The sequence below is a fragment of the Pseudomonas sp. 22526 genome (assembly GCF_052044735.1).
GTDB lineage: Bacteria > Pseudomonadota > Gammaproteobacteria > Pseudomonadales > Pseudomonadaceae > Aquipseudomonas > Aquipseudomonas piscium.
Map to the genome: position 1 here is coordinate 1 of NZ_JBQENK010000042.1, position 10,000 is coordinate 10,000.

At 54.8% G+C, this 10,000-nt stretch carries 4 protein-coding genes, 2 rRNA genes and 1 pseudogene (1 of these 7 cut by a window edge); 1 reads left to right on the forward strand and 6 read right to left on the reverse strand.

The genetic code is table 11. The features are described from left to right. The 3 genes and pseudogenes from tssI to ACTJKT_RS31070 form a co-directional block, all read right to left on the reverse strand. A pseudogene (gene tssI, locus ACTJKT_RS31060) lies at nt 1-872 on the reverse strand (type VI secretion system tip protein TssI/VgrG); the annotation flags it as partial. Nucleotides 873-1,634: 762 nt separating this feature from the next. Further along, nucleotides 1,635-3,095 carry a carbohydrate-binding protein gene (locus tag ACTJKT_RS31065; protein ID WP_440790385.1) on the reverse strand — a complete coding sequence of 487 codons (1,461 nt, stop codon included), beginning with the start codon at nt 3,093-3,095 and terminating at the stop codon, nt 1,635-1,637. A gap of 46 nt (nt 3,096-3,141) precedes the next feature. Beyond that, nucleotides 3,142-3,777 (reverse strand): lytic polysaccharide monooxygenase auxiliary activity family 9 protein, encoded by a 636-nt coding sequence (locus ACTJKT_RS31070; RefSeq protein ID WP_440790387.1) that lies wholly within the window; start codon nt 3,775-3,777, stop codon nt 3,142-3,144. 393 nt (nt 3,778-4,170) lie between these two features. Here ACTJKT_RS31070 and ACTJKT_RS31075 point away from each other — a divergent pair, with 393 nt between their 5' ends. Then, complete coding sequence (locus ACTJKT_RS31075; RefSeq protein WP_440790389.1) at nt 4,171-5,859, forward strand: FAD-binding protein; 1,689 nt, start codon at nt 4,171-4,173, stop codon at nt 5,857-5,859. Between the two features lie 378 nt (nt 5,860-6,237). Here the strand turns inward: ACTJKT_RS31075 and mrdA are convergent, their stop codons facing one another. The 3 genes from mrdA to ACTJKT_RS31090 form a co-directional block, all read right to left on the reverse strand. Next, nucleotides 6,238-8,130 carry a penicillin-binding protein 2 gene (gene mrdA / locus ACTJKT_RS31080; protein WP_440790391.1) on the reverse strand — a complete coding sequence of 631 codons (1,893 nt, stop codon included), beginning with the start codon at nt 8,128-8,130 and terminating at the stop codon, nt 6,238-6,240. A 267-nt stretch (nt 8,131-8,397) separates the two neighbouring features. After that, nucleotides 8,398-8,513 (reverse strand): 5S ribosomal RNA (rrf, locus tag ACTJKT_RS31085). Between the two features lie 146 nt (nt 8,514-8,659). Further along, nucleotides 8,660-10,000, reverse strand: a 23S ribosomal RNA gene (locus ACTJKT_RS31090); it runs 1,551 nt beyond the window's last position.

Genomic DNA, 10,000 nt, shown 5'->3' on the forward strand with positions numbered 1-10,000 from the left:
GGTCGCCCCAGCCTTCGGCCTGCTGGTAGTCGGCGCGGTGGCGTTCGAGGGCGCGCTGGCTGAGGAACTTGCCGCGCGCGGTCGGTGAAACGGCCTGGGTAGTCGTAGTCTTCCAGGTCCGGCTCTTCGCTTTCAGTCTCGGGTTTATAGGCCGCTTCCAGTTGCAGGCGCGGCTTCTCGAAGTCGTAGTCGCGGCGAGTGGTGCGGCTGGTGCGGGTTTCCAGGCGCAGGTTGAAGCCCTTGATCACCGGTTCGTCGGCGACCATACCGCTGCCCTGGATATAGGCGGTGGGCTGGCCGAGCTTGGGGAATACGGTCTGGTCGTCGCCGAACACCAGCAAATGACCTTCCGGGCTGTGCTGGAAGTGGTAATGCAGGCCTTCCTCTTCGCACAGGCGCTGGATGAAATGCAGGTCGGTTTCGTCGTACTGCACGCAGTAGTCGCGGTCCGGGCACGGGGTGCCGAGCTGGAACCGGTAGGCGTTGCCCTGGATGCCGTGCTCTTCGAGGATCAGGGCGATGATCTTCGGCGCCGACAGCTGCTGGTAGATGCGCTGGTTGGTGCGGTGCTTGAGGTAGGCCAGTTGCGGCACCAGCGACACCTTGTAGCGGGTCAGGCGCTTGCCGGCATCGCCCTGGGCCACGCGGTAGATCTGGCCGTGGATGCCACTGCCTTGCGGATCGAAAGCCAGGAACGCCTGCTTGTGCAGCAGTGTCTCCAGGTCCAGGTCGGGGTTCTCGCTGACCAGTTCCAAATCGAAACGGAACGGCTGGCTGATGCCTTCGATCCCTTCGAAAGACAGCACCTGCAAGTCGCTTTGGACGCCTTCAATGCTCAGGCTGAAGTGAGTTTCATTAGCTCTGTTGAACATCCTTTGTTCCTTTGGACTGCGACATAGCGCGAGCTCTTGTGCGCTGACTTAACCTAAGCGCAACTCGTTTTTGGCCTGGTTACATCCAGATTCGGCCAAGCTGAACAGCCGAGCCAGGCTAGCAAGTCACCAACGGCATTGATCTAGGAGTCGTCCTAAACCTCCAGGAAAGAATTGGAAGAAGGCGTCAGCTTTTTCAGAGAATGACTGCCCCCTATCCAGCGCCTGAGCGAATGAAGGAACTTTCTCATTCCAAAACCGCAGCGAAAGCACGAATCGGCATGCATCGCTGCCTGTCTTGCATGACCGCGCGTACAGCGGATGAAAGTGATTTGTTCCAGATCGCCGATATCGCCTCGCTGCTGAGTGATGGTGTGGCGTTGCTGGTGTTGTGCAGGGGAAGGAGATGCAAAGGACGAAGACAGAGTCTCTAAGCGCTTGAGGCCTCTCCCGACATCCTCGGCGACAGCCTGTTGCAGGCATTAAAAAGCCCCTGGATCTTTTGATTCAGGGGCTTTCGTATGCGGGGCGTGCAGAAGCAGCACGTTATCGTTGGCGTTTATCGCGGGCAAGCCTCGCTCCTACACAGGAGATGATGATTCATCCCGACCAAGGCAACCAGTACAGCAGTTCCGATTGGCGTAGTTTTCTGAAGGCGAACAACCTGGTTGCCAGTATGAGCCGCATGTCCAGAACTCGGGGTAGATCACTGATCCGCAGGCAATGAAAGCCCGGCATTTCTGCCGGGCCTCGCATACCGCTCTACGCACGCCGCTTGATTGCGACCTTTGACCATAGGGTAAAGGCCACTGGTGGTGTCCAGCCTGAGTTTGATACGTGCTCTTGCAGGCACAAGTACCTGTTGCCTTCGTAAGTCACGCCATCTTCCTTGTTATACCGATGGTTCAATTGCCATTCGGGATACTCTGGATCCGTTATGTCTCCAGCGGTTCTGACGCTCAGGCTTTGGCTCGGAAGCGACTCTTTTCCCGAAGAGTCCGTTGCCGTGACAAAGTAACTGTACTGAGTGTTCGGCGTCAGGCCTGAGTCTTCCAGCCTCAAGGCCGCCGTATGGTTTATTGGAGAACCGTTTCGGTACAGCGTGTAGGTTTCGATCGGACGAGGACCGGCTGAAGCCCCCCAACTCAAGGTCATGCCGGTTTCAGTCACGTCGCTCGCGGACAGGTTCGCCGGAGCCGTTGGCCGCTCGCCAATACCAGGCTCACCGTGAATCAATGGGGCATAGCGATTGTAGAACTCCCAATTGTAGGGAACATTGTCCCTGCTGAGGCCGTCGTCCCAATTGATCGACCAGGTCATCAACCCCTTGATGGAATGACCGGCGGCATCAAGACGCTTGAACGCATTGACCACCGCGGCAGGATTGATCACATAGCCGTTGTTCGCGGCGTCAACGTTGGCCGGCAAGCCAATGACAAACTTGTCCGCGGGAATCGCGATGTAACCCCGAGTACCGGTTACCAGGCTGTCAGTCAGATAGAAGAGGAATTCCTCTTTCAGATCATCGTCGTTCTGCCTGATCCAGGTCCCACCGTTGTATTCTGGAACCCAAACCCCGTCACCACCCTGGTTGTAGTATTGAGGTGCGATGAAGTCGTAGTAGCCCTCAAGCGCCTGAATGTAACCAACATACTTGCCGTCCACCCCGAGATAGGGAAACTCGGGGGCCATGCTGATGATGAAATGCTTCCCCTCAGCCTTGTAGTGATCCTTCACCAGTTTCAAGGCCGCCGGTAGCACCGTCTTGTTGTCGGCAAAATCAATGGCACTTTGCTCAAGATCGATATCCAGGCCATCGAAGCCATAGACTTCAACCAAGCGGATGATCTCGTTCGCCAGGGGTTGCTCATCCCCTTTGTGCAACTCGATATGGGCGTCGGCGCCGCCCAGCGAGATCAATACAGCCCTTCCCTGGCTGTTCAGCACGCCTACCTGGCGGCGAAACTCGTCGTCGGAGAGGTTATAGGGTTTGAAGGTGGGAATGCCTTGCCCCTTCATAAAAGCCACAGCGACAACGTTGTAGTCCTGGGGTATGTCCACCAGGTTTAGATTGGCGAATTGCCCACCTTGATAGCCGTCACCATGCCCGGCTGGCCAGTTATGCCAGAAACCCATCAGGATTTTTTTATTGGCAATACTTGGCATCAAGGATGCCGAATCATTTACTTTTGACTTCAGCAATGAAAAATCAATTTTAGTCATTGTTCTATTCCTTCAGAACGTTACCAGGGCCGTACATGGCCCAACTTTATTTGAAGTTCACGTCGAACGCCTGATAGAACGCATTGCCGGTATCGGCAACGATCCATAACAGGACAATGACATGATGACCTTGTTTGCCCGTTGGCAACTTCACTTCATGTTCAGTCTTCGCTTTCAATTCAGCGGCATGCTCGTAGAACGGAACCTGAGTATAAAAATCATCATGGAAGGACTTGAGTTCGAGCTGAGCACGGCTGATACGCTTTTTAGGGTCCCAACCATCTTTGGTGATAAACCAACTGTAACCCCGAGTCACGTGAGGCATGGTGTATACCCATTTGACATGAAACGTCTGGCCAGGATCGACATTCAACAGAGGCCAGGTAAAGGGGCGATTCAGCTTTTCGCTCATTTCCTCGTTAGTGAAGTTGACGCAATCGCGGGCATCGGTCCTGCCGCCGCTGAGGATATAACCATCAGCCGGTGGTACCTGGCTCACGCTGTCAGTTTCATAAGGTACGGGGAACGGGCCTGCCGTCAATGATGGAAAATTTTTGCCCCCTTCCATTTCATTAGCCTGCCAATCAAGGATAAGGCCTTCGTCTATAGCAATAGCAGAACGACTAGGAGGGGAAATTACGCGACCGTGCTTCAACTGAGCATTGGATTCTGGCTTGTTCATTACACTCACTCCTTTGATTTATTTGTCTCTCCCTAGAGGAGAGATTTCAGGCTAGCGCAAGGCTTTAGATTGTCCACCATAAAAATAAATACAATTCCAAAAGCAAAACAACACAAGTCGGCAAACGCTTCCAACACTCGCCATTTCGCCTCCTCTATCAAAATCAAGCCGATGAAATGGGATTACCAATCAGGCAAACATCTATAACCTTTCGAAATACGCACCCCATGAAAATATAACCTTAGCTTCTTGAACCTCATGGACAGCATGAAAATGTCGGCTAAGGTGAGATAGCGCCCGAGTGGGATGCATGTAAACCACGGTTGGGCGAAACAAATCTCAGGAAACTTGCGCAGAACGTGGCGCATATTTTTTGCAAGGAAGCACACAACCATGAATACGACAAAGCACACTGCAGAGTTCATTACAATCACTGAAGACAACAAGACATTTTCAACCTTACAGAAAGGTTTCAATCTTCGATGGCCACCCAGTGCCAGCACAGGAGCCAAACGAATCTATGTTTGCAGAACCCCGGAAGAAGTACTAGGTGCCGCAAATGAAGCGCTGTCCCAAGACTTCAGGATCACTGTAAGGAGCGGAGCGCACTGCTATGAAGGCTTCGTATCGAATCAGTTGAACAACGAGAACCTGGCCATTATTGACCTGGGAGAGCTTAAAGGCTTTTCCCATGATACTGCCGGTAATATCCAGCCCCTTTATCAACATGACAGTCATAACCCCACACATTATAAATACGCCGTGCTCACAGGTAGCCAGAACTGGGATGGCTATGTGGCGATGTATAAACAGAGTGGCAAGACCCTACCTGGCGGTTCCTGCTACTCCGTAGGGGTCGGTGGCCACATTAGCGGCGGTGGCTACGGTTTACTGTCTCGCCTTCACGGCTTGACTGTCGACTGGGTAACTGGTGTGGACATCTTGATTCCGGACCCGGCCAATAGCAGCAAAACCTTGGTCCCGGTTCATGTCAGCCCGAATTCTAACCTTAAAACCCATCGAGAACTTTTCAAGGCTTGCTGCGGGGCCGGCGGCGGAAATTTCGGCATCATCATTCGCTACTACTTCAACGATCTGCCCGATGCCCCACAAAAAGCTTATTGGACAACCCTCTCTTGGGAGTGGTCGGACTTCGATAAAGTCAGCTTCAGAAAGTTTCTACGTGGATATCACGACTGGTTCGCCAAAAACGATGCAGACGCCACTTCCACTATTTTGTCAAAAGCCAACGGTGGTCTTTTCACCCTGCTGAAACTGAACCACATCGACTCCAACCCGAAAGTCGTTCTGGCCATCCAATACACTGGACGCGATGGCCTGGTGGGCGATCACGAACGAGATGCCCCCTTCAATAATTTCCTCTCGGCAATAAACAGTTCGGCACCCGGCCACGGCAAACTCTACGACGGCTTCGTACTGCCAAACATCGCGCCAAGGCCCCATAGCATGGCTGGTAGTGCTATCACCAAAGCTTCGCCAGAACTTCTTATGGACTGGCTCTATGTCACCCAGATGATCAACACATCGGGAAACAATCAAAGAGGGAAATATAAGTCCGCCTATCAGGTAGATAACTTCACCGACGAAGAATGCGATGCGCTGTATAACAACCTCAGCGTTCCTTCCGAAGATGGAACATTCAACCAATCGCTTGTCCAGATCGACTCTTACGGTGGAAAAATAAACAGCTGCGGTCAAGGAGATACCGCGGTACCGCAGCGCAAGTCCTTATTAAAGTCTCAATACCAGACCTACTGGACCGACCCTGCTCAAGATAACGTTCAACTGGCGTGGATCAATAAGATCTACAAAGACGCCTACGCCAGCCAACCCAACCAGCGACCTGGCGTCGAGGGGCGATATGAAGGGTGCTACATCAACTATCCAGATGTGGACATGCTATTAGTAAACGGCACACCTAATGATAGCTGGCTCGAACTTTACTATGGAAATTCGGGTTTGGTAGGGGAGTTAATTTCCTTGAAAAACCACATAGACCCTAACAACCTTTTCAGGCACCAGATGTCGATTCCGCTAGCACGAGATAATAAAAGACAATAAGGAACAGAGACTGTCAATCTGTACGCACTGCCTCGCGGTGCGTGCTTGACGAACACCATGATCCTCTCTCACTAATTGCCGAACATCTCCCTACCGACACAACTTGGCAGAGCAAGCATCGATTCGCGAGGTGTTTGTCTCACTGAATAATGGGAGATCCATGGCAAAAGTTCTTCACAAACACACCACGATCACATACGCCATCCGAGAGAACTACAGCGATCGCAAGACTCGATCGAAACGCTGAACAAAGGCTATGGCATTAACCCTAAAACGGTGGCACCGGGAACAGAAGATGAGCCAGGCCGCAACCCTGTTCCTGGACAGCATCCAGCACCTGCTCAGTATCCGTGAGCAGGTGCCGGACAGCCAAATGACTCAGGCGTGGGGAACGTCCGGCCCCTTGCCTGGACTGGCGTATTGCGGCTTCAGGTGGCCCTGCTGATCGAGCAGCCAGGCATCCATGACCTGACGCACCACGGGGCCCGCGACCCGGCCGCCGGCCTCGCCGTTTTCGATCATCACCGCCACCACGATCTGCGGGTGCTCGGCCGGGGCGAAACCGACGAACAAGGCATTGTCACGATGGCGCTCGCGGGTCTTGAGGCGGTCGTAACGCTCGCCCTGCTTGATCGCCACCACCTGGGCCGTACCGCTCTTGCCGGCGATGCGGTATTGCGCGCCGGCCGCTGCGTCGCGCGCCGTGCCCCGGGGTGCGTGCATCACCATCTGCATGCCGTGGCTGACCAGGTCCCAGTCGACCGGCTCCTTGAGCTGGATATTCGGCATCGGGTGTTCGTCCACCGGCGCCACGCCATCGACGGTCTTGGCCAGATGAGGACGGTTCCACACGCCCTTGTTGGCGATCAGCGCCGTCGCCTGGGCCAGCTGTAGCGGCGTGACCTGCATATACCCTTGGCCGATGCCGAGGATCACTGTCTCGCCAGGGAACCACGGCTGGCGCCGGGTGGCGCGCTTCCAGGCCTGGGATGGCATCAGCCCTGGCGATTCCTCGAACATGTCCAGGGAGACTTTCTCGCCCAGGCCGAACATCGCCAGGTAATCGTGCAGGCGATCGATACCGAGCTTGTGCGCCAGGTCGTAGAAATAGGTGTCGTTGGAACGCATGATCGCCGCGTCCAGGTCCACCCACCCGTCGCCGCTGTGGTTCCAGTTGCGGTATTTGTGGTCGACGTCCGGCAGTTGGTAGTAACCCGGATCGAACACCCGGGTCGAGGCGTTGACCACCCCGGAGTCCAGCCCAGCGATCGCCACCTCCGGCTTGATGGTCGAACCCGGCGCATACAGGCCGCGCAGCACACGGTTGAACAGCGGCCGGTCGATGGAGTCGCGTAACGCGCTGTACTCCTTGAAGCTGATGCCGGTGACGAACAGGTTCGGGTCGAAGCTCGGCTTGCTGACCATGGCCAGTACTTCACCAGTCTGCGGATCGAGGGCCACCACCGAACCCCGGCGGTCGCCCAGGGCCGCCTCGGCCGCCTCCTGCAACTTCACGTCGAGGCTGAGCACGATGTTTTTCCCAGGAACAGGATCGGTGTGCTTGAGCACCCGCATGACCCGGCCCTGAGCGTTGGTTTCCACCTCTTCATAGCCGACGTGGCCATGCAGCTCGGACTCGTAGAAGCGCTCGATCCCGGTCTTGCCGATCGACTGGGTGCCTCGGTATTCCACCGAGTCCAGAGTCTTGGCTTCCTTCTCGTTGATGCGCCCGACATAGCCGATGGAATGGGCGAAGTGCGCGCCCATCGGATAGTGCCGCACGAACTGCGCCTCAACCTCCAGCCCCGGCAAGCGATACTCGTTGACCGCCAGTACGGCGATCTGCTCTTCGGTCAGCTCATAGAACAGGGTGACCGGCACGAACGGATGACGTGACTGCTTCAGCGCCTTGTCGAACAGGACGCGGTCTTCGGCGGGCAGGTGTAACAGGCTGACCACCTGGTCCAGCTCACCCTTCAAGTCAGTGGTGCGCTCGCGGGTGATGGTCAGGTTGAAACTGGGGCGGTTGTCGGCCAGCAACACGCCGTTGCGGTCGTAGATCAGGCCGCGGGTCGGGGTGATGGGCAGCACGTGCACGCGATTGTTTTCGGAGACGGTCGAGTGATAGTCGAACTCGACCACCTGCAGGAAGTACAGGCGCCCGATCAGGGTGCAGGTGATGGCGACCACCAATAGCGCGCAGGCCAACAGTCTTTTGTTGACCAGCCGCGTCTCTTTCTCGTGGTCCTTGATCGGTATCGGTTCAGGCATTGCTACAGCTTCTCGTGGAATAAGGTGAGCACGGGTGAATGTCAGTCCCTTGAAAAACGAGCTGCACCATAGCAAAACCGCCCAGGCGCTTTCATGAAGAATGCCCGGTGGTAGCCGTAGAGAGCCTTTGCTGTAGGCCGGGCCTGGGGATACGGCTGCCAGGTGATCCCTGGAACTGTCTTGCCATGGACGAGATGCACGCCAGGACTTTCTGCGCGCAAAAGACAAAACCCCAATTGCTTTCGCAATTGGGGTTTTGGAATTTAATCTTGACGATGACCTACTCTCACATGGGGAAACCCCACACTACCATCGGCGATGCATCGTTTCACTTCTGAGTTCGGGATGGGATCAGGTGGTTCCAATGCTCTATGGTCGTCAAGAAATTCGGTGTGCCGACTCGTCTTTCGACGCTTCGGCAAATTGGGTATGTAATAGCTTTGTGGTGTTTTGTGAGCGGTGCAAACTTTCGGTTCATTTCGTCTTCACACACCGCAACTCGCTCTTAAGCAAATTGCTTGGGTGTTATATGGTCAAGCCTCACGGGCAATTAGTATTGGTTAGCTCAACGCCTCACAGCGCTTACACACCCAACCTATCAACGTCGTAGTCTTCGACGGCCCTTTAGGGAACTCAAGGTTCCAGTGAGATCTCATCTTGAGGCAAGTTTCCCGCTTAGATGCTTTCAGCGGTTATCTTTTCCGAACATAGCTACCCGGCAATGCCACTGGCGTGACAACCGGAACACCAGAGGTTCGTCCACTCCGGTCCTCTCGTACTAGGAGCAGCCCCTCTCAAATCTCAAACGTCCACGGCAGATAGGGACCGAACTGTCTCACGACGTTCTAAACCCAGCTCGCGTACCACTTTAAATGGCGAACAGCCATACCCTTGGGACCGGCTTCAGCCCCAGGATGTGATGAGCCGACATCGAGGTGCCAAACACCGCCGTCGATATGAACTCTTGGGCGGTATCAGCCTGTTATCCCCGGAGTACCTTTTATCCGTTGAGCGATGGCCCTTCCATACAGAACCACCGGATCACTAAGACCTACTTTCGTACCTGCTCGACGTGTCTGTCTCGCAGTCAAGCGCGCTTTTGCCTTTATACTCTACGACCGATTTCCGACCGGTCTGAGCGCACCTTCGTACTCCTCCGTTACTCTTTAGGAGGAGACCGCCCCAGTCAAACTACCCACCATACACTGTCCTCGATCCGGATAACGGACCTGAGTTAGAACCTCAAAGTTGCCAGGGTGGTATTTCAAGGATGGCTCCACGCGAACTGGCGTCCACGCTTCAAAGCCTCCCACCTATCCTACACAAGCAAATTCAAAGTCCAGTGCAAAGCTATAGTAAAGGTTCACGGGGTCTTTCCGTCTAGCCGCGGATACACTGCATCTTCACAGCGATTTCAATTTCACTGAGTCTCGGGTGGAGACAGCGCCGCCATCGTTACGCCATTCGTGCAGGTCGGAACTTACCCGACAAGGAATTTCGCTACCTTAGGACCGTTATAGTTACGGCCGCCGTTTACCGGGGCTTCGATCAAGAGCTTCGCGTTAGCTAACCCCATCAATTAACCTTCCGGCACCGGGCAGGCGTCACACCCTATACGTCCACTTTCGTGTTTGCAGAGTGCTGTGTTTTTAATAAACAGTCGCAGCGGCCTGGTATCTTCGACCGGCATGGGCTTACGGAGCAAGTCCTTCACCCTCACCGGCGCACCTTCTCCCGAAGTTACGGTGCCATTTTGCCTAGTTCCTTCACCCGAGTTCTCTCAAGCGCCTTGGTATTCTCTACCCAACCACCTGTGTCGGTTTGGGGTACGGTTCCTAGTTATCTGAAGCTTAGAAGCTTTTCTTGGAAG